Genomic DNA, 22,515 nt, shown 5'->3' on the forward strand with positions numbered 1-22,515 from the left:
AATGAGTGACTATAAAAACACCCTGAATCTGCCAGAAACAGGGTTTCCAATGCGCGGAGATTTAGCAAAGCGCGAACCAGATATGTTAAAACGTTGGTACAAAGATGAGTTGTATCAGGTAATTCGTAAAGCAAAAGCCGGTAAAAAAACATTTATTCTGCATGACGGCCCTCCTTACGCGAATGGCAGTATTCATATTGGTCACTCAGTCAATAAAATTCTCAAAGATATTATTATTAAATCCAAAGGGATGGCGGGATATGACTCGCCATATATTCCTGGTTGGGATTGCCACGGTTTACCTATTGAGCTTAAGGTTGAGCAGATTATTGGTAAACCCGGGGAGAAATTTTCCGCCGCTGAATTTCGTGCCGAATGCCGCAAATATGCTAAAGAGCAGATTGAAGGTCAGAAGAAAGACTTTATTCGTCTGGGCATATTAGGTGACTGGGAACGTCCATATCTGACGATGGATTTTAAGACTGAAGCCAACATTATTCGCGCATTGAGCCGTATTATCGCTAATGGTCATTTATTGAAAGGCGCCAAGCCTGTTCACTGGTGTACCGATTGCCGTTCATCATTGGCCGAAGCGGAAGTTGAGTATTACGACAAAACTTCTCCATCGATTGATGTGCGTTTTAAGGCGGTTGATGCCGCAGCGGTTTGTGCGAAATTTGGTGTGCAGGCGCCAGATCAACCCATCTCTCTGGTTATCTGGACAACCACGCCGTGGACGTTGCCGGCTAACCGGGCCATCGCTTTGCATGCTGAATTTAGCTATCAATTAGTACAGATTGAGGGCGAATGTCTGATCCTGGCGGCTGATTTGGTAGAAAGCGTGATGCAGCGTGCGGGTATAACTTCGTGGGTGGTATTAGGGAGTTGTGCAGGGGCGGCGTTGGAGCTGTTGCGCTTTAAACATCCATTTATGGGCTTTGATTCACCGGTTGTACTGGGTGATCACGTGACTCTAGATGCAGGTACCGGCGCTGTGCACACGGCTCCAGGTCACGGCCCGGACGACTTTGTTCTCGGTCAGAAATATGGTTTGGAAGTTGCAAACCCTGTTGGCCCGAATGGTTGCTATCTGCCCGGTACTTATCCTGCTTTGGATGGCGTATTTGTCTTTAAGGCGAATGATGTTGTGCTGAATATCCTGAGTGAAAACAATGCATTGTTGCATTTGGAAAAATTACAGCACAGCTATCCCTGTTGCTGGCGCCATAAGACGCCTATCATTTTCCGAGCCACGCCGCAGTGGTTTGTCAGCATGGATCAAAATGGTCTGCGTAAACAATCGTTGCAAGAGATCAAAGGGGTTGAGTGGATTCCGGGTTGGGGTCAGGCCCGTATTGAGGCAATGGTTGAAAACCGCCCTGACTGGTGTATTTCACGTCAACGTACCTGGGGTACGCCGATGTCTCTTTTTGTCCATAAAGAGACAGAAGAACTTCATCCACGTACCATCGAATTGATGGAAGAAGTGGCAAAACGTGTTGAAGTTGACGGCATTCAGGCGTGGTGGGATCTGGAGCCAGCCGAACTGCTAGGTGATGACGCGGCTAACTATGTTAAAATTTTTGATACGTTAGATGTCTGGTTCGATTCGGGATCAACTCACGCATCGGTGGTTGATGCCCGCCCTGAATTCCAGGGTAACGCTGCGGATATCTATCTTGAAGGCTCAGATCAACATCGTGGCTGGTTTATGTCTTCTCTGATGATCTCAACGGCAATAAAAGATAAAGCGCCTTACCGTCAGGTGTTGACGCATGGTTTCACTGTGGATGGTCAGGGCCGTAAGATGTCTAAATCTATCGGTAATACCGTCAGTCCACAGGATGTCATAAATAAATTAGGGGCAGATATTCTGCGTCTATGGGTTGCTTCTACCGATTACACCGGCGAAATTGCGGTATCCGATGAGATCTTGAAACGCTCTGCTGATGCATATCGTCGTATCCGTAACACGGCCCGTTTCTTGTTGGCAAACCTGACGGGTTTCGATCCTGAACAACATAGGGTTGAACCAGAAGAGATGGCTGTGCTGGATCGTTGGGCTGTAGGGCGTGCTCAGGCAGCGCAGGCAGACATTGCCAAATGTTACGATAAATATGATTTCCATACTGTTGTTCAGCGTATGATGCAATTCTGTTCCGTAGAGATGGGATCGTTCTATCTCGATATCATTAAAGACCGTCAGTACACCGCTAAGAGCGATAGTCTGGCTCGTCGCAGTTGTCAGACTGCGCTGTATCATATTGCGGAAGCGTTGGTTCGCTGGATGGCGCCTATCCTCTCCTTTACTGCGGACGAAGTCTGGAATGAGTTGCCGGGTAAACGTGCTCAATATGTATTTACCGAAGAGTGGTATGACGGTTTGTTTGGTCTGGCCGCAGGCGAGCAGATGAATGATGCTTTCTGGGCTGATTTGCTGGCAGTGCGTGGTGAAGTTAATAAAGTGTTGGAGCAGGCACGTGCAGACAAACATATCCGTAGTTCACTGGAAGCCGCGGTGACGCTGTACGCCGATACTGAATTGGCGGACAAACTGAATAGCCTTAGAGATGAATTGCGTTTCGTTTTGCTAACATCTCAGGTGGTTGTTGCAGATTATGAGCAGGCTGGTGAAGATGCGCAGCAAAGCGAAATTGGTAGCCTGAAAATTGCTTTCCGTAAAGCGGATGGCGAAAAATGCCCTCGTTGCTGGCATTACGCTAAAGATGTGGGATTGGTAGCGGAACATGCAGAACTTTGTGGCCGCTGTGTAACTAATGTTGCCGGTAACGGCGAAGAGCGTAAGTTTGCCTGATGAATAAACCCATTTGCTCCACCGGCCTTCGCTGGCTTTGGTTAGTTGTTGTGGTATTGATTCTGGATCTGGGTAGTAAACAGCTAGTGTTACAACACTTTCATCTGTATGAATCCGTTCCATTGATACCTTATTTTAATCTGACTTATGCCCAGAATTTTGGGGCGGCTTTCAGTTTCCTTGCTGAGAAAGACGGCTGGCAGCGTTGGTTCTTTGCATTCATTGCCGTTGCTATTTCAGTTGTGTTGACGGTGATGATGTATCGTGCCAGTGCAAAGAAGAAACTGAGTAATATCGCTTATGCCCTGATTATTGGTGGAGCATTGGGTAATCTATTTGACCGGTTGGTTCATGGTTTTGTCATCGATTTTATTGATTTTTATGTCGGTGATTGGCACTTTCCAACTTTTAATATCGCCGATATGGCGATATGTCTCGGGGCTGGATTGGTTATCATTGATAGCTTTTTAAGCCCGGATGAAAAGACAATCAAAGTGGGATAAGTAATATGTCAAACCAGGTGCAGGCGGATAGTGCAGTTTTACTGCATTTCACTTTAAAACTGCAAGATGGCTCCATTGCCGACTCCACTTACACTCAGGGCAAACCTGCATTATTTCGTTTAGGTGATGGAACCCTTTCCTCACCTTTGGAACAGCAGCTTACTGGGCTAAAAGAGGGAGATAAACATAGCTTTACTCTGGCTGGTGAGGCTGTATTTGGTAAACCAAATCCTGATCTGATCCAATATTTTACTCCGCGTGATTTTGCTGAAACGGGTATGCCTGAAATTGGCACTATAATGTTATTTACGGCGATGAATGGCAGTGAAATGCCGGGCATAGTCAAAGCCGTAACAGAAGAATCTGTGACTGTTGATTTCAATCACCCGTTAGCTGATCAGAACGTCACGTTTGAAATTGAAGTATTGGAAATTGATCAACAATTGGAGGAAAACCATGCAGATATTGCTGGCTAACCCTCGCGGTTTTTGTGCTGGTGTTGACCGAGCTATCAGTATCGTAGAACGCGCACTGGAATTATATGGTGCGCCGATCTATGTTCGTCATGAAGTTGTGCATAACCGTTATGTTGTAGATAACCTGCGCAAGCGAGGGGCTATCTTTATTGAAGAAATTTCAGAAGTACCGGATGATGCGATTCTGATTTTTTCGGCACATGGTGTTTCACAGGCTATTCGTGCTGAGGCGCGTTCCCGCAATTTGACCATGTTGTTCGATGCGACTTGTCCGTTAGTGACGAAAGTCCACATGGAGGTCGCAAGAGCCAGCCGCAAGGGTAAAGAAGCTATTCTGATTGGTCATGCCGGCCATCCCGAAGTTGAAGGAACAATGGGCCAGTACAACAATGCGGAAGGCGGAATGTATCTGGTTGAATCTCCCGAAGATGTATGGAACTTGAAAGTCAAAGATGAAGATAACCTGTGTTTTATGACACAAACTACGTTATCTGTTGATGATACTTCAGAAGTGATTGATGCGCTTAATGCGCGATTCCCGAACATTGTTGGTCCTCGTAAAGATGATATCTGCTATGCGACGACTAACCGCCAGGAAGCGGTGCGGGATCTGGCGTCTGATGCTGATGTTGTCTTGGTTGTGGGGTCGAAGAATTCATCTAACTCAAATCGTCTTGCTGAGTTAGCTCAACGAGTTGGTAAGCCTGCTTATTTGATAGATTCTGCGGAGGATATTAAAGAAGAGTGGATTACCGGCACCTCTCTGGTTGGTGTAACCGCTGGCGCTTCGGCGCCGGATATTTTAGTTCAGCAAGTTATTGAACGTCTGAGAAATCTTGGAGCTGATTCCGTCAAGGAATTACACGGTAGGGAAGAAAATATTGTGTTTGAAGTGCCGAAAGAGTTACGTGTTGAAGTCAAAGAAATTAGCTAAATAATCTAAGTTACTACGGTAAATAAGCATAAAGCAGTGTATATACTCTTTATTTAAGACATTCATCTGACTGATCATCGTGTTAAATCAGGAAAAGGACTAACTTCATAGTGAGGGCTTATGGCTGATACAGATATTCGTGTTGCGATTGTTGGCGCTGGTGGGCGTATGGGACGTCAGTTGATTCAGGCTATTTATCAATTAGATGGCGTGGCTCTTGGCGCAGCTTTGGAGCGCTCCGGTTCTTCTCTGATCGGTGCCGATGCTGGAGAGTTGGCGGGTATTGGTCATACAGGTGTGACTGTTTGTGATGACCTGAAAAGTATCGTTGATAATTTTGATATCCTGATCGATTTTACCCGGCCGGAAGGAACGTTGACTCATCTTGATATTTGTCGTCAGAGCGGTAAGGCGATGGTGATCGGTACAACGGGCTTTGATGAGGTTGGTAAACAGGTAATTAAAGAGGCTTCTGCTGATATCCCGATTGTTTTTGCCGCGAATTTCAGCGTAGGTGTGAATCTGGTACTTAAGCTATTAGAAAAAGCGGCGAAAGTGATGGGTGAGTATAGCGATATCGAAATTATCGAAGCGCATCACCGCCATAAAGTGGATGCACCATCAGGAACGGCTTTAGCAATGGGTGAATCTATTGCTCATGCTTTGGGGCGGGATCTAAAAGCGTGTGCTGTCTATGCCCGTGAAGGTTATACCGGTGAACGTGATCCGAAAAGTATTGGTTTTGCGACTATCCGTGCCGGAGATATCGTGGGCGAGCATACCGCTATGTTTGCAGATATTGGGGAGAGAGTAGAGATAACTCATAAGGCTTCCAGTCGGATGACGTTTGCAAATGGCGCTGTAAAGGCTGCTTTATGGCTAAGTGGTAAAAATAGTGGTCTTTTTGATATGAAAGATGTGCTGGATCTCGACTTGCTTTGAAAAACTTTTTTTTAACTTATTGATATCGCATAATTAAATGTTTTATTGTGCGATTTCTATTTTCTTTGTTCGATTTTATTATTTTTTGGTTTGTTTTTTCTATTTTTATCTTATTTTAAGCCTTAATTTTCTGCTTTTTTCTCCTTTCTATGATTATTTTTAGCTTTTCATCTGATAATCAAGTTTTCTATGCTGATTACCGTTTTCTAAATTAGTTTTGTTGCTGTTTTTAGTCTTATTTTATTAATTCACCCAGTGTAATGTGTAAAAAAATAAGAAAAGTAACATTTTTTGTAGACAACTCTCCCTCTCATCATTAGAATGCGCGCAATTTGCCAAAATTTTGCCTAAAAAGCAGCTTTGGCATTGATTTTGAGGAATAAATCTGAATTAATATGCACTAGTTGCGAGTAATTATTCTTTGGAGGGTGTTTTGATTAAGTCAGCTATATTGGTTCTGGAAGACGGAACCCAATTCCACGGTCGCGCCATCGGTGCGGAAGGGGCGGCAGTTGGGGAAGTGGTTTTCAATACCTCGATGACCGGATATCAAGAAATTCTCACAGACCCTTCCTATTCCCGCCAAATTGTCACTCTTACTTATCCCCATATTGGTAATGTCGGTGTTAACTCAGTCGATAAAGAATCACTAAAAGTACAGGCCCAAGGGCTAGTGATTCGTGATCTACCACTGTTGACCAGTAACTTCCGCTGCGAAGAAACGCTTTCCGATTACCTTAAACGCCATAATATTGTTGCGATAGCAGATATCGATACCCGTAAACTTACGCGTTTGTTAAGAGAAAAGGGTTCACAGAATGGTTGTATTATAGCAGGTAAGCAGATTGATGCTCAGGTTGCTCTGGAAAAAGCGCAAGCATTTCCGGGATTGGAAGGGATGGATTTAGCAAAAGAGGTAACAACTAAACAGATTTATCCGTGGTTACAGGGAAGCTGGACGTTGGCGGGGGGATTACCGGAAGATAAGCAAGAACAGGATCTGCCTTATCATGTTGTTGCTTATGACTTTGGTGCGAAACGTAATATTTTGCGAATGTTGGTGGATCGTGGTTGCCGCCTGACAGTTGTTCCCGCCCAGACACCGGCTGAAGATGTATTGAAACTGAATCCAGATGGTATTTTCTTATCTAATGGACCGGGAGATCCGGCGCCTTGTGGCTATGCAATCGAAGCAATCAAAACCTTGCTTGAGACAGAGATTCCAATCTTTGGTATCTGTCTTGGACACCAATTGTTGGCATTAGCTAGTGGCGCTGAAACCATGAAAATGAAATTCGGTCATCATGGTGGAAACCATCCGGTAAAAGATCTTGAATGTAATGTTGTCATGATCACTGCCCAAAACCACGGTTTTGCTGTAGATGAAAAATCATTGCCGTCGAATTTGAACGTGACTCATAAATCTCTATTTGACGGTACGTTGCAAGGCATTCATCGCACGGATAAACCCGCATTTAGTTTCCAGGGTCACCCGGAAGCCAGCCCAGGTCCCCATGAAACAGCGTCGTTATTTGATCACTTTATTGACCTAATTGAACAGTATTGTCAGAAAAATAATCGTCATAACACCAAGTAATCAGGAGAAAATAAAATGGCAAAACGTACTGATATTAAAAGTATCCTGATTCTGGGAGCTGGCCCGATTGTTATTGGTCAGGCTTGTGAATTCGACTACTCAGGAGCACAAGCTTGTAAAGCATTACGGGAAGAAGGTTATCGTGTCGTTCTGGTGAATTCTAACCCTGCTACCATTATGACTGATCCAGAAATGGCCGATGCCACTTATATTGAGCCGATCCACTGGGAAGTGGTGCGTAAAATCATTGAAAAAGAGCGTCCTGATGCGATTCTGCCAACAATGGGCGGACAAACCGCACTCAACTGCGCGCTAGAACTGGAGCGTCAGGGAGTACTGGAAGAGTTTGGCGTTACCATGATTGGTGCTACCGCAGATGCGATTGATAAAGCGGAAGATCGTCGCCGTTTCGATATAGCAATGAAAAAGATCGGCTTGGAAACTCCGCGTTCTGGTATCGCCCATTCAATGGAAGAGGCGCTGGCAGTTGCTGATAAAGTCGGTTTTCCTTGTATTATCCGTCCTTCCTTTACTATGGGAGGAAGCGGCGGCGGTATTGCTTATAACCGTGAAGAATTCGAGGAAATTTGTGAGCGTGGCTTGGATCTTTCACCAACCAACGAACTCTTGATTGATGAATCTCTGATTGGTTGGAAAGAGTATGAAATGGAGGTCGTGCGGGATAAAAATGATAACTGCATTATCGTCTGCTCTATTGAAAACTTTGATGCGATGGGGATTCACACCGGTGATTCCATCACGGTTGCCCCGGCGCAAACGCTGACGGATAAAGAGTATCAAATCATGCGTAACGCTTCGATGGCGGTATTGCGTGAAATCGGTGTAGAAACTGGGGGATCTAACGTACAGTTTGCGGTGAACCCAAAAAATGGCCGTTTAGTTATCATCGAAATGAATCCACGCGTTTCCCGCTCTTCTGCGCTGGCTTCGAAAGCGACAGGTTTCCCGATCGCTAAAATTGCCGCTAAACTGGCTGTCGGTTACACCCTTGACGAATTGATGAATGATATCACTGGTGGTCGCACGCCAGCTTCCTTTGAACCTTCTATCGACTATGTCGTTACTAAAGTTCCTCGCTTTAATTTCGAAAAATTTGCAGGGGCCAATGATCGTCTGACAACCCAGATGAAATCTGTTGGTGAGGTGATGGCGATTGGCCGTACCCAGCAAGAATCTCTGCAAAAAGCATTGCGTGGTTTGGAAATCGGAGCAACTGGTTTTGATCCGAAAGTCAATTTAGATGATCCAGAAGCATTGACTAAAATTCGTCGCGAATTAAAAGATGCGGGCGCTGAGCGTATCTGGTATATCGCTGATGCTTTCCGTGCGGGTATGTCTGTTGATGGTGTTTTTAACCTGACTGATATTGATCGCTGGTTCTTAGTGCAAATTGAAGAACTGGTGCGATTGGAAGAGCAGGTGGCAGATCAGGGCATTAACAGCTTGACGTCCGACTTCCTGCGTCATCTGAAACGTAAAGGTTTTGCAGATGCACGTCTGGCGAAACTGGTTGGCGTGGCCGAAAAAGAGATCCGTAAACTGCGCCACAAATATAATCTGTATCCGGTTTATAAGCGCGTTGATACTTGTGCGGCAGAATTTGCGACTGATACTGCATACATGTATTCCACTTATGAAGATGAGTGTGAAGCTAATCCAAATAGCGACAAGCCAAAAATCATGGTATTGGGTGGCGGCCCTAATCGTATTGGGCAAGGGATTGAATTCGACTATTGTTGTGTTCATGCAGCCTTGGCACTGCGTGAAGATGGGTATGAAACCATCATGGTGAACTGTAACCCGGAAACCGTTTCAACAGATTACGATACTTCGGACCGCCTCTATTTCGAACCGGTGACTTTGGAAGATGTTCTTGAGATTGTACGTGTTGAGCAGCCAAAAGGGGTGATTGTTCAGTATGGTGGTCAGACTCCGCTGAAATTGGCTCGTGAACTGGAAATCGCCGGTGTTCCCATTATTGGCACCAGCCCGGATGCGATTGATCGTGCGGAAGATCGTGAACGTTTCAAACAGGCAGTCAATCGCCTTGGCCTGAAACAACCTGAAAATGCTACAGTGACCACGATAGAACGCGCAGTTGAGAAGGCAAACATTCTGGGTTATCCGCTGGTGGTTCGTCCATCTTACGTTTTAGGCGGCCGTGCGATGGAAATCGTCTATGACGAAGTTGACTTACGCCGTTACTTCCAGACTGCGGTCAGCGTCTCTAATGATGCCCCGGTATTGCTTGATTGCTTCCTTGATGACGCTGTGGAAGTGGATGTTGATGCCATCTGTGACGGTGAGCGTGTATTGATCGGCGGCATTATGGAACATATTGAGCAGGCTGGAGTGCATTCCGGCGACTCAGCTTGTTCACTGCCTGCTTACACCCTAAATCAGGAAATTCAGGATGTCATGCGTCAGCAGGTAGAAAAACTGGCATTTGAATTGGGTGTACGTGGCTTGATGAATGTCCAGTTTGCCGTCAAGAATGACGAGGTTTATCTGATTGAAGTCAACCCGCGTGCAGCTCGTACTGTGCCATTTGTTTCTAAAGCGACTGGTTTACCGCTGGCGAAAGTTGCGGCTCGTGTGATGGTTGGGCAATCTCTGGCTGAGCAAGGCGCAACTGAGGAGATCATCCCGCCATACTATTCGGTGAAAGAGGTTGTATTGCCTTTCAATAAATTTCCCGGTGTAGATCCGATTCTAGGGCCTGAAATGCGGTCAACCGGAGAAGTGATGGGAGTTGGGCGTACATTTGCCGAAGCTTTCTCAAAAGCACTATTGGGATGCAGCGCCAAAATTCCGCAAAGTGGTCGAGCGCTTCTGTCAGTGCGTGAAGGTGATAAAGGCCGAGTTGTGGATTTGGCCGCTAAGTTGCTGAAACAGGGTTTTGAACTGGATGCGACTCACGGTACTGCGGTTGTGCTCGGTGAAGCGGGGATTAACCCTCGTCTGGTGAATAAAGTTCACGAAGGGCGTCCACATATTCAAGACAGAATCAAAAATGGTGAATATAGCTATATTGTAAACACGACTGCGGGTCGTCAGGCAATTGAGGATTCCAAACTTATTCGCCGTAGTGCACTGCAATATAAAGTGCATTATGACACCACATTAAATGGTGGGTTTGCTACAACAATGGCACTGAGTGCTGATCCAACTGAGCAGGTGATTTCTGTACAGGAAATGCATGCGGCGATTAATAGCCAGTCCGTATTATGATTAATTGAAGTAATAAATAAGGTGCGCTTGAGAAAGCGCACTTATTATTTATTACTGACAAAATGCCGGATAAAAAAATCAGCGCTTTGTTAGGCGAGGTCAGAGATTTCACAACTGCTGATAGCACCACCAATACCGGCAGATTCTACTGCCTCTTTGGCTATCAGAGCACCTTTTTCCCAGGCGGGCAGTGAGTTATATAACAGCCCTAAATCGTTCTGGTTTTCTGTCGTCACAAACTGACTGAGATGGTTGGAATTTTTAATTCTAACTCTGCATCAGACTGATAAATAGAAAATATTTATCCTTATTTAATCGAATCCGCTAAAGTTAAAGTAATCCCAGTTGTAGCTGACTGGGATTAGCGTTTTATCTAGATTTACGAGTCACTAGTAGATATTTTAGTTAACGGACATTATGACATTTTTTGAATTACAGAATGAACTGTACCGGCAGGTAATAATGTCTCCTTTATTGTATTCCCATCATCAACACTCCAAATTAGACGATCATTTTGGCTTGTTTTCATAAAATAAATATAATAGCCATTATCCCCCATTGCAGTACAAGTCATATCAAACAAGCCATCAATAAGATCTTCTCCTTCCCCTGTAAAATAACTTTCTGCATTTCTGTATAAGGTAATAGGATCAAAGGGAATATCATTACATGCTAACTCATCTATTTTCATATTTGAGTAAAAGCCAATTGTTGTTCTTAATTCGAAAACATCAACAATGTCAAATAATTTATTCCCTTCTAAATAGAAAGAAAATACTCCATTTTTCCAAAAGCTATCTGGAAAGTTCCATGACTCAATAATGTCAACTTGAAGAGAAAAGTAAAATGGATCACCATAAATCATTTTAGTTTCACCCCTAGTTTTTTCTGAATATCACTTGGTACCTGTTTGTTAAGGAATTGTTAGTTTCTCCAGAGCTGCCATTCCAATGATATTCTCCGTTAGTTCCTTCAAATCGGTGAACATTACCGTTCTTGTCTACTGGGAACCGAACCTCTTTATTATTATATTTTTTAAGCTTGGTATAGAGTTTTCAAAAAGAATTAGAGAGTCTCTAGGTTCTATTCCTGCATTTTTGCGATTTCTATCACCTCCGGGAGTATGTTTAGGGTTTGATTTGTAAGTTAGCCCATTAGAAGCGACTATTGGCTCAGTTGACCAATATAACCATATATAAATATATGGTTATATTGGAATTATATATTATGTGTTTTTTACTGTAATTCAATAAAGCTGCTTGTTATTAAAATAGGCTCATCATATGATTCTAAGTCTTCGTTTAACCACATTTCCCCATTCCTGTCTAAATGAAATTTAACTAAAGACCCAAATTCGTCTAATGAAATAATAACATTAAGTTTATTAATGGGATTAAAAGAATTCCATGAAATAAGTAAAGAGTTACAGAATAATATTGAATACTCTAAATAATCTTTATTCACATAGTCATCAATATGAAGTGAATTTACAAAACACTCAAATCCAACACAATCCTGAAAGTGTTTTGGGGATGCAGAAGAGCTGTAAGTCATCAGTTTTTTAGAGAAAAAGCAATGTTCCTTTTCAATAAATCCACTGGAAATGATTGATTGTAGTTCATCTGTAAGAACCAAATGATTTCCTTTTAACTCATTCATTTTCTGTTTCATGCTTAAGTTAGCTTTTAGCATTATTTCTCCCCTAAGTATTGTTTCATACCCTTATCAATCGCATTCTTAAAATTACTATTCTTTAATAATTCATTGACTTTTTTAGGCGCATCAGGAAATGTATTTGAAATAGGGTCATAATAGTACTTATTTCCTTGATTGTCTTGATAGTGTAATTGTCCTGCTCGTTGACCAGGATTTGGATTTTCCACATCAATACGTTCTTTACCTACTCCTTTCCAAATTGTTTTACTCGGCACTTGAACTCCATTTGCACCTATCATTTGACCATTTTTGTTTAGCGTATAGCCATGTGAAGATTGCTGACCTTTATTCTTCCCAACAATCGAAGCAACCGAAGCTTTACCGCCGATAGCGCCACCAATACCGGCAGATTCTACCGCTTCTTTGGCTATTAGCGCACCTTTTTCCCAAGCTGGCAGAGAGTTATACAACAGCCCTAAATCGTTCTGATTTTCTGTCGTCACAAACTGGCTGATACGATGGGTATCCTCAGCCGATAAGTCAAACATCCATCTTAAGCTACTAAGAGCATCCGCTGTTTTTGTCTCACCTCTCTTTTTAAATAATTTTCTCTGATAAGTAAGTAGTAACTGGCAGATAAATAAGCCCCAGCTGTGGCTGGGGTTGTGAGTTATTTGTTTTGAGGATAGTTATAATGATCAGGTATTTTGTAATCTTCTGGGATTTTTGGCCATTTAAAGTCATCTGACCAAGCCATTTTCTCTATATCTTCAAATAGATTTTCAAATTGATTCATAATTCCTAAAGCTATACCTCGTGCAACAACTAGAGCAGCAATTTGTGTAACTTTATCATCCTTTTCTAATGCTTGTTTTAACAAAGATATCTCTCGATTTAAGAGAGCTACATCTTCTGCAAAACGAATATCCCAGTCATTTTTATAGTTACTTTGCCAATGATTATGCAGTTCTTGAACTGGGATATGTTCTTTTTCAGCAAATAGCATTATTACTTCTTTAATGCAGTTCAGATTATTTTGGTTGCTCATTTAAGTTTTCTCCCTTGTGCAGCTTGGGTTTTATCTGGGTTAATTGAGCCATCTAGATTTAATACATAACGGAAACGATCTTTGCTATCAAATACTTCTAAATGGTTCTTATGTTTACCATCTAAGTAAAATTGATCCCCTTTCCGGATGTACTGTCCCATGTCATTGGACGCTTGATAAATACTTTGTCCATCATATATTCTGCTTGTTTTGCGTGAATTATCTTTTAAGTTACCCCCAAATCCTGGCTGTTTAAAAAACTCTCCCATATTACCAACAGCACCTTTATTCGGCTGATAGGGTTGTTTATTTTTCCCAACAATCGAAGCAACCGAAGCTTTACTGCCGATAGCACCGCCAATACCGGCAGATTCTACCGCTTCTTTGGCTATTAGTGCACCTTTTTCCCAGGCAGGCAGCGAGTTATATAACAGCCCTAAATCGTTCTGATTTTCTGTCGTCACAAACTGGCTGAGACGATGAGCATCCTCAGCCGATAAGTCAAACATCCATTTTAAGCCACTAATCGCATCTGTTGTTTTTATCCCACCGTCCATTTCAGCCTGATAGGTCAATGTACATAACCCACCGCTCCCGGCACAGGCAGACAACATTTCTGCCCGTTGCGCAGCGTTCAGTTTGTTGTATTTGTTCCAGATTGCTTCGGTAGGCGTTCCTTGCTTATTGGCTTCTTGGTGTATTACTAGCTTGTTTACGCACATCTGGTGATTATTGGCAAAAGGCCGAAAGCCCACGTGATGTGGGCTTTCGGTTCATAATGGTTGGGATTATTATTTACTAGATGGATAAATGTAATTATCAGGGATCTTTGGCCAGCCATTCAGACCAAGCAATACTTCTACATCTTCAGTTATTGCTTCAAAGAAACTAGATAAACTCATTGAATGACTACGGATTCTCAATAAAGCTGCTTGTGCAGTTACTTCATCTCTATTTTCTGTCGCATTAGCTAGCAACTCAGCGGTATCACACAATAAAGTTAAATATCTTTTTAGTCTTTTATCTAAGTGGTCATTGTAGTTTACTGATAGGTTATCCGTATCTATCGTACCAATAGATTTTTGGTTGAGAATGAGCAAAAAGTCTTTTTTCATTCTATCAAGAGGAATATGGTCTATCATTTTGGCAATCTCCGTCCTTCAGCCATAGCTTTTTGAGTTTTAACTTCATTGTACGAACCATCTAAATTAAGAACAGATTTGAATTTCCCATTCTTATCAAATATTTCAATATGATTTTTATGCATACCATCAAGATAATATTTATCACCTTTAGCTATATGATCTCCGACCACATCTTTAGCTTGATAAACACTTTGGCCTTGATAGATTTGGCTGGTTTTACTTGAGCTATTCTTTATCTGACTTCCAAATCCGGGTTGTCTAAAAAATTCTCCCATATTACCAACAGCGCCCTGATTCGGTTGATAAGGTTGTTTATTCTTCCCAACAATCGAAGCAACGGAAGCTTTACCGCCGATAGCGCCGCCAACACCGGCAGATTCTACCGCTTCTTTGGCTATTAATGCACCTTTTTTCCAAGCTGGCAGCTTGTTCAAAAGTTAAGAAAGATCCTAGCATTCAATGCTAGGATCTTTCTGGTTAAGGGAGTTGAGCAAGTAAGGATTTTACTTGCTCTGTATCTTCTGGATGTAATTGAAGATATTTCTCACAGGCTAGTTTTACATACTCAAAGCAAGTAGATTCGGGAACTATGATTTCACCTTCCCATACCCCGAACATTACTCCTTCAAAATGATATTCAGGATCAGGATCATCTAAGTTTGGAAAAGTACAATAGGTTTCATTAACTCCACATCCGTCCTTCTTTAGAACAAGCGGTAAAGCCCATAAAAATTCACCTTGGGAATATATAGAATTAAAAAACTCCTTCATAACCCACTTCGAATCACTGCTATAATCTATTTTTTCAAAAAGACGTTTATTACTCATTGTGTCACCGGGAAAAAGTTAGTAACTGTACCTGTTTTTTGATCCAAATAAACTTGAAACTTCACACCACCTGCTGTTGATTCATATTCTCGTAGACCTTGAGAGACTGCATTTTTATAACCATTAGAAACAGCTTGCTGTCCAAGGTCTAACATCTTTTGGTCAGAAAAAACGTTTGGATCATATACTGTTTTCTTGAATATTTGATTTTTGTAGCCAATAACATTTCCGGCTCTATCTTTTGCTGGTATTTGATACTCAATTCGCGTAATGCCTTTAACATTGCTTGGTGTTTGGCTAACAATTTTAATTCCATTTTCAGATACTGTTTGATTAAACGCATCAGCGTTATGTGTGCCACTTATCCCTTTTTTAGAGATTCCATCAAATGTGGCTAGGTGATTTTTTTGGTTAATATTAAAATGAATTCCTTCTGGATAAGTGGTCGTTCCCTTTCCAGCTGTACTCTGATTCGGTTGATAAGGTTGTTTATTCTTCCCAACAATCGAAGCAATCGAAGCAACCGAAGCTTTACCGCCGATAGCACCGCCAATACCGGCAGATTCTACCGCTTCTTTGGCTATTAGCGCACCTTTTTCCCAGGCAGGCAGCGAGTTATACAACAGCCCTAAATCGTTCTGATTTTCTGTCGTCACAAACTGGCTGATACGATGGGCATCCTCAGCCGATAAGTTAAACATCCATCTTAAGCCACTAATAGCATCCGCTGTTTTTATCCCACCGTCCATTTCAGCCTGATAGGTCAATGTACATAACCCACCGTTCCCGGCGCAGGTAGACAACATTTCTGCCCGTTGCGCAGCGCTCAGTTTGTTGTATTTGTTCCAGATTGTTTCGGTAGGCGTTCCTTGCTTATTAGCTTCCTGGAGCTCTCTCGCCAGATTGTAGGCATTCATGGAGTTCAGGTGGTTAAAGAGAATAACCATTTCTCCGGCATTGGCCCCACTGTTAGCGCCTTTGGCGCTGTTGGTCGCAATGGCGCCTGCAACGCTGCCAATGATTTTGCCGCCCGCCTGAATTTTCATTGGATCATTGAATGTCTTATCCAATGTTATCGCGGCCAGTTCTGCGGCTAATGCCCCGGCAGCCGCCCCTTTGGCATCACCGCCGCCAATTTCCGCCGCAAGGGCAGAAACCGCCGCATGGCTGATAGCTTTTCCGGGTAAACCTAACACCTGACCGTTCTTGCCAATCAGTCCGGCACCCTCGGCGTTAATCTGGCTGCCAATATTGGCCAGTAATGCGGTGGTAAAATTGTCTTTAAAACTCCCGCCATTGATGGCTGTACCCAGGCTGGAACTGATAATGGATTGACCTGCGATCCGTTGAGCCACTTTGCTCCAGTCACCATTGCTCAGTTTAGGTAATGTCGCTTTTGCCGGGTCAATTTGTGTGCCATTGGCGGCTTTATCCCATCCCATGACGTTATCAAAACCCGCCAGTGCGCCACCCATCGCCATTGAAGTGAGGGTTGATTTAACCGTATCGCTGCCTCCCATCACTTTTAAAGCTTTGGATAAGTCACCTTGATTATCCACCAAAGCTACCGCTGCCTGAGAAGCGAGGGCGGCCATGCCGGAAGCGGTCGCGCCGTAAGCGACTGAACTCATGGCGGCGGCAGTGCTGGCAGTAGCGCCCGCTGCCGTGGCGGCTGAACCCGCGGTACTGGCGGCTGATCCGGCAACGGAAACGGTTAATCCGGCTCCGGCTGTCGCAGCGGCGACTGCAATCGCGATGACCGCAGAGACCACCGGATTTAGATGCTGACTTTTATAATCCCAACTGTCATAGGCATCTTTGACTAAATTCCATTGAACGTCTTTACGTTCATGGAGTCCTTTCAGCCAGGCGGTTTCCGGCGTATTGCCGAATACGGATACTGCATTTTGTAGCGCTTGACCATTTTGGGCTTTGATATCCGCGCTAACTCCTTTGGCCGCCTCCACGGTGAATTTTCCGCCGATATGAATGGCAGGAAGCACCCATTTGTTTTCGGTATAACCTTTATCGGTCTGCTTGATATAAAAGCCTTTGGAATGAGTAATAGTCTGCTCAAAGGTGCTGTTTTTAACCGCTTTAAAATTGACTTTACCGTGAGTGCTGGTCAGTTTGGCATTTTTATCGGTGGCGATTTTACTGGCTTCATAGGTGCTGTCATCCCGGCTTAACAGATTGATATCACCGCCAGCGGTAAATTCAGTGACTTTGTTTTTGACATCATGACGAGTACGTGTAGTCGTTTTCTTTTTACCGTACCACCTGCGTTTGGTCTCTGTTTTTTCATAGCGGTTGGATTCTTCCATCGCCTGAGCGTACAGATAACCGCCTTTCGCCGCGATATCCATTGCCCCTTTGGACGCTAGTTTGGTGGCCTGGAATAGAATGCTGCCGTTTGAAATAACCGTCAGTATGCCGCCGCTGGTCAATTCAGTGCCGTTCTGAGTCACTGATTCGGTGGATTCACTGCCGTTTTCCCGATAAATGTGATTTTGCACTGATTCGAAGCGCATATTGCCGCCGGAGGAAAGTATGACATCACCACCCGAAGTCAATTTAGAACCCGCTGTGGTAATAGCGCCATTTGCCGCTATTGTCAGTTTTTTATCACCCCGGATTTGAGCCATGAAATGGAGATTCTCTTTGTCGTTATCATTGCGATATTGAATGGGGGAATAAACATAAGTCAGGAAAGGTAAAGTGATATTGCTGCCTGCGGATAATAATGTGTTTCCGTTGGCCTGTATCTGAATGGCTTTCCCGTTAATATCTCCACCACTCACTATGCTGATATTATTTTTTGCCGTGATTCTGCTACCTAATTCTATTGAACGTAAAGGTGGGACATAATTACCCGATAAGAAAAGCTCTTCTAGTCTATGAAAAATCAGCTCACGAGAATTGAGCTCAATATGCTTTGCCGCACTTAAATAAACATCTTTTCCGGCCGAGATAAAAGCCCCTTGAGTGAAAAGATTACCACCAGCCTTAATTATCAATGACTCTGAGGCAGTTAAAACGCCGGTCATTGGCAATAGAGGCTTAAAACTTGCCTTCTCTTGTTCAGGCAAAATCGCATTCAATAGATTTTTGTCCCATTGGTCTGGATGCATAGGACCCGTTTGTCGTGGGGATAGTAAGGTATTGTTTTCTATTCCAATATCATTATTTGCTGTCAGAGAGATATGAGTAGTTGGCGTTAAATATGTATTTTTTAAAAGTAGATTTTTACCGGCGTTGATTGTTAAATTACCATGAGCACTTAATGTACTCATTCTGCGGGTATTGTCTGCATTAAAATAACCGGGTTTTTCACTGCTCTGGAATCGTATATCTCCATTACGGCTTATAAGGGTAATATTTTTTCCTTTTACCTCACTTTGCAGCGAATGAATATTATTGATGGCTGTCATAGATACATTATTTGATGACAGTAGTGAGGCATCATTAAGATTAATATCTTTTTCAGATATAATATCTAGTGCATTAATTGCCTTTATTTTATCAGTAATGTCAATTTGCCCGGCATGGAGAATAATATTTTCTGCTGATAATGTTGCCGGTCGTTCTTTAATATTAACTTCTGAGACCGTTTTAATGTCATAAGGAAGAGCGGTATTAATATTAATACTGTCTTTGAAATCAGCAACAATGCTACCTTTCGCGATTATGTTTGCTGGCTCAATGACATTTTCCTCATCATTCCAGGTTTTGGTTTCTCCTGATTTTTTATAAGTATATACCGTTGGCGCGGGCTCAAGTTTAAGATCATAAATAATAAAATTATTTAGTGAGCCTTTTCTTTTGCTTTCATTAATAAACTTATTTCCAGACAGGAAAATATCTTTCTCAGCCTTAATCTGACTGATTTGATTGGACAAATTATTACTGTTAATGTAAGCGTTTTTTCCAGAGAGGATAAAACCTGGCTGAGAATTGTTTAATACAATACTGTTAATCCTGCTATTATTTAAATAAGCTTTTCCTGTCCCATCCTCTTCAAGGCCAATACCACTAAAATAGGCATGCCCAAACCATTTGTCAGGAAGCGGAGTCAACTCTGCTGTTATCGTATAGGGTGAGCCAAAAATACTGATATCACTAAAGATAGTCATATCTCTATCTGTGAAATCTGGCGTGACTGGCTTATTTTGCATAACAAAGATATCGCGAGTATTATTTAACTCCTTTGTCCTGATAACCAAATCCCCCTTTACGGTTTTTATCGTCGCAGATCTATTCTCGACTAATTTACCTTTATTCCCCTGAGCATCTTTCTGTATCCACATATTATCATTGGCTTGTAGTAAAGCTTTGTTGCCTGTATTTTTCACCGTGTCGCCAAATATCCGCATATCTCGGCCGGCAGTCACACTGCCTTTATTCTCTAGCGTGGTATTTTCCAGAGTAATATCCCGTCCCGCTTGCACTTTAATATTTGGCGCAGTATAGGCTTCTTTACCAACAATATTCAGGTCCGTTTTCGCTGTGATATTTCCCAGTTCAATTTTGCCATTGGCGTTTAAAGTAATATCCCGCTGGTTACTGGTTAACTCTTTTAAATTCACGCCAACGCCATCTTCAGTGGCAACCAGTCGGATTTTATTGGCATACATGCCGCCTAACGCTTTGGTGTCAACGGCTAATTGAGGTTTAGTTCCTTCTCCAGCAACAGGTTTCACTGTGCCGTCTTTTAAACTGATTCGGTTAGCGCCTTGGGTCAGAGACAGGTTATTGGCCTGAATTTTTCCATTTAATTCCGTCGCCCGGCTGATAATATCGACATAATCTGTCGCCTTGCCGTCTAACCCTTTGCCGCCAATGGTAATTTGGCCTTTTTTAACTTCCAATGCTTCCAACGCGCCCTGTTTATCAAATTGGGGTTTACCTGTGGTTAGTGTTGCGCTTGAAGTATTAATAAAACCACAGCCATCACAGGTAATGCCGTTGGGGTTAGCAATCATCACATTGGCTTTATTACCGAAAATCTCCAATTGGCCTTGCAGATTAGATCGTCCGCTGCCGGTCACTTCATTAATAATCAGTTCCGCTGCTTTGCCATGCAGATTAGGGTTAGCGTTAAGTTGCCCGGCCAGTTGTGATTTAGCCGTTTGAGTGGCGTTATTCAGTACGGCGCCTTGAGGGGCGACATTGAACTCTTTATAAGTATTGTGAGAGATCCCCGCGTTATTCGGCGTAGCAATATTGATAACTGGGACATTGCCCTGATTTTTTACCTGAGTCTGGTTATTATCCGGTGTGATTCCCGCGGCCATCGCCGGGTGTAACGGCTGGATTGCCGTCAGGTAAATTAAAAGATAACTCGTGCCTCTCGCCACAGAGTGGTTGCGTTTACTCATCGTACTTTCCCTTTTGTTTAATTTAAGTGTGACAACGTCAGTGGTACTGACCAATAAGTGACCTAATTATCTGTGGTCAGGCTTCGGTGATAAGATGACCATCTACCCACAGAGAATATTGATGATTTAATAGTTACATAATTAAACTATTCTAATGTGAAATTAATTGGCTGTCAGAATGAATAGTGCGAAATGTGATCAATGATCGGTTTTTTAATCCTGATAATGGGGAATCTATTATATTAAATGTCGTTAAATCACGATAAGGATGGAGATATTGTTCCTTACCCCAGCTATGACTCTTTCAGTTTTCGCGTGATGGTATCTGGCAATCGGGCTAGGATGAGCTCCCACGATGAAAGGGCGGGTAAAAAATTTAATCATTAAAGGTAAGAGGCCGTGATTAAAGATTTTTTAAAGTGGATGAAAAACTCAATCCAATACTGATCTTGGAAGAGAAAATGTCAGGAAAAATGGGTTTTAAGTTGATAAATGAGGCGGCAAAATTATGGCGTTAACCCAATGACATGAATAATGTACAGACTCGAATAAATCAGGGCTGGATTTTGAGATGCGCTTTATTAAGCGCACTTTTTTATGTTTATTGGAAACTTAAAGAGAAAGAATCACTGTCTGTTATCCCAGAGCCACTTTGACACCTAATCCAATCAGAACAATGCCTAGTAGTTTATCGATAATCTTCTGAACCTTAGCTAATCCGCGGCGTACTGGTGAACTTTGGATCAATATGACTAATAGTGGCCAATAGATGACCGATAATCCCCAGATAATAGAGGCATACCACAATTTTTCACCAACACCAGAATTGATGTTTAGCACTTGAGTAAATATTGCCAGGAAGAACAACGTTGCTTTTGGATTCAGTAAGTTACATAAGAATCCCTGCATAAACGCTTTTTTGAAAGTAACAATCTGGCGTGGTTGATCATCGAAAGTGAGAGTATTTCCACCGCGTGAAAGCAGGCTATTGATCCCAATCCAAATAAGATAAGCCGCTCCGGCATATTTCATCAGATTAAATAGCCACGGTGTTGTGGTGATAACAATAGCCAACCCGGCGACGCAATAAGCCATATGGCAAGTGATAGCGGCGATTAAGCCCACTACTGTCATCATGGCGGCAGAGCGTTGGTAACGTATGGCATTTTTGACTACCAGAAAGAAATCAGGACCAGGAGAGAGCATACCCAACGTTGAGATAGTGATGACGACTAGTGATGTTTCCAGCATAATGTACCCTATAGTTAATATTAGCTTTGTTATTATTTTGATCAATAAATGTCTTAAGTAATAAAGCAAGTATAAATTAATCTTTTGTACTTAAGAAAGCGTTGAGCCTATCGACTGGGTACATCCCTTTCCGTATAGTGTCATCAATTTTTATACTATTTGCCTATAAGGTGACTTAATGAATATCAGCTTGATCGCTGCTTTAGCTATGGATCGGGTTATCGGCATGGAGAATAAAATGCCGTGGAATCTGCCGGGGGATTTGGCCTGGTTTAAACGTAATACATTGAATAAACCCGTTATTATGGGGCGAGTGACTTATGAATCCATAGGTCGCCCATTACCGGGAAGACTCAATATTGTATTGAGTAATCAGCCGGGTAATGATGAACGTGTAACCTGGGTCAGCTCAGTTGATGAAGCACTGGCTGTGGCGGGTGATGTAGAAGAAGTTATGGTCATGGGTGGCGGCAAAGTTTATGACCAATTTATTTCACGAGCGAGCCGTATGTACCTGACGCACGTCGATGCAGAAGTGATAGGTGATACGCATTTTCCTGACTATGAACCGGATGAGTGGGATTCTGAATTTACTGAATACCATGATGCCGATGAACTAAATTCTCACAGCTACTGTTTTGAGATTTTACAACGTCGCTTCTAATTGATAGAACACGCCGATGAGCTTTT

At 42.7% G+C, this 22,515-nt stretch carries 19 protein-coding genes; 8 read left to right on the forward strand and 11 right to left on the reverse strand.

The genetic code is table 11. The features are described from left to right. Window position 1: 1 nt before the first annotated feature. The 7 genes from ileS to carB all read left to right on the forward strand — a co-directional run bounded on the left by ileS (window position 2) and on the right by carB (window position 10,519). Window positions 2-2,815, forward strand: a complete 2,814-nt coding sequence (ileS, locus tag V2H77_RS18095) for an isoleucine--tRNA ligase (RefSeq protein WP_341499909.1) — start codon at window positions 2-4, stop codon at window positions 2,813-2,815. Then, window positions 2,815-3,318 carry a signal peptidase II gene (gene lspA, locus V2H77_RS18100; protein ID WP_265380010.1) on the forward strand — a complete coding sequence of 168 codons (504 nt, stop codon included), beginning with the start codon at window positions 2,815-2,817 and terminating at the stop codon, window positions 3,316-3,318. Before ileS ends, lspA begins: the two co-directional genes overlap by 1 nt. A gap of 5 nt (window positions 3,319-3,323) precedes the next feature. Continuing rightward, the gene (gene fkpB, locus V2H77_RS18105) at window positions 3,324-3,794 is read left to right on the forward strand and encodes an FKBP-type peptidyl-prolyl cis-trans isomerase (protein ID WP_265380009.1); all 471 of its coding nucleotides are present in this window, start codon (window positions 3,324-3,326) and stop codon (window positions 3,792-3,794) included. Next, complete coding sequence (ispH, locus tag V2H77_RS18110) at window positions 3,775-4,728, forward strand: 4-hydroxy-3-methylbut-2-enyl diphosphate reductase (protein ID WP_341499910.1); 954 nt, start codon at window positions 3,775-3,777, stop codon at window positions 4,726-4,728. The genes fkpB and ispH overlap by 20 nt, the downstream gene beginning before the upstream one ends. A 120-nt stretch (window positions 4,729-4,848) precedes the next feature. Next, on the forward strand, window positions 4,849-5,670 hold the full coding sequence (gene dapB, locus V2H77_RS18115) for a 4-hydroxy-tetrahydrodipicolinate reductase (protein WP_341499911.1): 822 nt from the start codon (window positions 4,849-4,851) through the stop codon (window positions 5,668-5,670). A 433-nt stretch (window positions 5,671-6,103) separates the two neighbouring features. After that, window positions 6,104-7,267 carry a glutamine-hydrolyzing carbamoyl-phosphate synthase small subunit gene (gene carA, locus V2H77_RS18120; protein WP_341499912.1) on the forward strand — a complete coding sequence of 388 codons (1,164 nt, stop codon included), beginning with the start codon at window positions 6,104-6,106 and terminating at the stop codon, window positions 7,265-7,267. Window positions 7,268-7,282: 15 nt separating this feature from the next. Continuing rightward, window positions 7,283-10,519 (forward strand): carbamoyl-phosphate synthase large subunit, encoded by a 3,237-nt coding sequence (gene carB / locus V2H77_RS18125; RefSeq protein ID WP_341499913.1) that lies wholly within the window; start codon window positions 7,283-7,285, stop codon window positions 10,517-10,519. An 89-nt stretch (window positions 10,520-10,608) separates the two neighbouring features. Here the strand turns inward: carB and V2H77_RS18130 are convergent, their stop codons facing one another. The 11 genes from V2H77_RS18130 to V2H77_RS18180 all read right to left on the reverse strand — a co-directional run bounded on the left by V2H77_RS18130 (window position 10,609) and on the right by V2H77_RS18180 (window position 21,825). After that, window positions 10,609-10,755, reverse strand: a complete 147-nt coding sequence (locus V2H77_RS18130; protein ID WP_341499914.1) for a hypothetical protein — start codon at window positions 10,753-10,755, stop codon at window positions 10,609-10,611. 179 nt (window positions 10,756-10,934) lie between these two features. Next, complete coding sequence (locus V2H77_RS18135) at window positions 10,935-11,384, reverse strand: immunity 42 family protein (protein WP_341499915.1); 450 nt, start codon at window positions 11,382-11,384, stop codon at window positions 10,935-10,937. A 371-nt stretch (window positions 11,385-11,755) separates the two neighbouring features. Continuing rightward, entirely contained in the window at window positions 11,756-12,211 is a 456-nt protein-coding gene (locus V2H77_RS18140) for a hypothetical protein (RefSeq protein ID WP_341499916.1), read from the reverse strand. Next, window positions 12,211-12,723, reverse strand: a complete 513-nt coding sequence (locus V2H77_RS18145; RefSeq protein WP_341499917.1) for a hypothetical protein — start codon at window positions 12,721-12,723, stop codon at window positions 12,211-12,213. The genes V2H77_RS18140 and V2H77_RS18145 overlap by 1 nt, the downstream gene beginning before the upstream one ends. Before the next feature lie 122 nt (window positions 12,724-12,845). After that, window positions 12,846-13,223 carry a hypothetical protein gene (locus tag V2H77_RS18150; protein ID WP_341499918.1) on the reverse strand — a complete coding sequence of 126 codons (378 nt, stop codon included), beginning with the start codon at window positions 13,221-13,223 and terminating at the stop codon, window positions 12,846-12,848. Beyond that, window positions 13,220-13,978 (reverse strand): hypothetical protein, encoded by a 759-nt coding sequence (locus V2H77_RS18155; protein WP_341499919.1) that lies wholly within the window; start codon window positions 13,976-13,978, stop codon window positions 13,220-13,222. Before V2H77_RS18155 ends, V2H77_RS18150 begins: the two co-directional genes overlap by 4 nt. Before the next feature lie 36 nt (window positions 13,979-14,014). Beyond that, complete coding sequence (locus tag V2H77_RS18160) at window positions 14,015-14,365, reverse strand: hypothetical protein (RefSeq protein WP_049583742.1); 351 nt, start codon at window positions 14,363-14,365, stop codon at window positions 14,015-14,017. Continuing rightward, the gene (locus tag V2H77_RS18165) at window positions 14,362-14,802 is read right to left on the reverse strand and encodes a hypothetical protein (RefSeq protein ID WP_341499920.1); all 441 of its coding nucleotides are present in this window, start codon (window positions 14,800-14,802) and stop codon (window positions 14,362-14,364) included. Before V2H77_RS18165 ends, V2H77_RS18160 begins: the two co-directional genes overlap by 4 nt. A 43-nt stretch (window positions 14,803-14,845) precedes the next feature. Then, on the reverse strand, window positions 14,846-15,196 hold the full coding sequence (gene cdiI, locus V2H77_RS18170) for a ribonuclease toxin immunity protein CdiI (protein ID WP_341499921.1): 351 nt from the start codon (window positions 15,194-15,196) through the stop codon (window positions 14,846-14,848). Beyond that, a complete protein-coding gene (locus V2H77_RS18175; protein WP_341499922.1) occupies window positions 15,193-20,574 on the reverse strand; it encodes a DUF637 domain-containing protein in 5,382 nt (1,793 codons plus the stop codon). The genes cdiI and V2H77_RS18175 overlap by 4 nt, the downstream gene beginning before the upstream one ends. A 636-nt stretch (window positions 20,575-21,210) precedes the next feature. Then, a complete protein-coding gene (locus V2H77_RS18180) occupies window positions 21,211-21,825 on the reverse strand; it encodes a LysE family translocator (RefSeq protein WP_341499923.1) in 615 nt (204 codons plus the stop codon). 178 nt (window positions 21,826-22,003) lie between these two features. Between V2H77_RS18180 and folA the strand changes: the two genes are divergently transcribed. Next, on the forward strand, window positions 22,004-22,489 hold the full coding sequence (gene folA / locus V2H77_RS18185; RefSeq protein ID WP_341499924.1) for a type 3 dihydrofolate reductase: 486 nt from the start codon (window positions 22,004-22,006) through the stop codon (window positions 22,487-22,489). The last annotated feature ends 26 nt before the right edge of the window (window positions 22,490-22,515 follow it).

The organism is Photorhabdus sp. P32 (assembly GCF_038085095.1).
GTDB lineage: Bacteria > Pseudomonadota > Gammaproteobacteria > Enterobacterales > Enterobacteriaceae > Photorhabdus > Photorhabdus luminescens.

Coding starts and splice junctions, on each gene's coding strand:
- ileS (WP_341499909.1), top strand. CDS start 2: ATGAGTGACTATAAAAACACCCTGAATCTGCCAGAAACAGGGTTTCCA.
- lspA (WP_265380010.1), top strand. CDS start 2,815: ATGAATAAACCCATTTGCTCCACCGGCCTTCGCTGGCTTTGGTTAGTT.
- fkpB (WP_265380009.1), top strand. CDS start 3,324: ATGTCAAACCAGGTGCAGGCGGATAGTGCAGTTTTACTGCATTTCACT.
- ispH (WP_341499910.1), top strand. CDS start 3,775: ATGCAGATATTGCTGGCTAACCCTCGCGGTTTTTGTGCTGGTGTTGAC.
- dapB (WP_341499911.1), top strand. CDS start 4,849: ATGGCTGATACAGATATTCGTGTTGCGATTGTTGGCGCTGGTGGGCGT.
- carB (WP_341499913.1), top strand. CDS start 7,283: ATGGCAAAACGTACTGATATTAAAAGTATCCTGATTCTGGGAGCTGGC.
- V2H77_RS18135 (WP_341499915.1), bottom strand. CDS start 11,384: ATGATTTATGGTGATCCATTTTACTTTTCTCTTCAAGTTGACATTATT.
- V2H77_RS18140 (WP_341499916.1), bottom strand. CDS start 12,211: ATGCTAAAAGCTAACTTAAGCATGAAACAGAAAATGAATGAGTTAAAA.
- V2H77_RS18145 (WP_341499917.1), bottom strand. CDS start 12,723: ATGTTTGACTTATCGGCTGAGGATACCCATCGTATCAGCCAGTTTGTG.
- V2H77_RS18150 (WP_341499918.1), bottom strand. CDS start 13,223: ATGAGCAACCAAAATAATCTGAACTGCATTAAAGAAGTAATAATGCTA.
- V2H77_RS18160 (WP_049583742.1), bottom strand. CDS start 14,365: ATGATAGACCATATTCCTCTTGATAGAATGAAAAAAGACTTTTTGCTC.
- cdiI (WP_341499921.1), bottom strand. CDS start 15,196: ATGAGTAATAAACGTCTTTTTGAAAAAATAGATTATAGCAGTGATTCG.
- V2H77_RS18175 (WP_341499922.1), bottom strand. CDS start 20,574: ATGAGTAAACGCAACCACTCTGTGGCGAGAGGCACGAGTTATCTTTTA.
- V2H77_RS18180 (WP_341499923.1), bottom strand. CDS start 21,825: ATGCTGGAAACATCACTAGTCGTCATCACTATCTCAACGTTGGGTATG.
- folA (WP_341499924.1), top strand. CDS start 22,004: ATGAATATCAGCTTGATCGCTGCTTTAGCTATGGATCGGGTTATCGGC.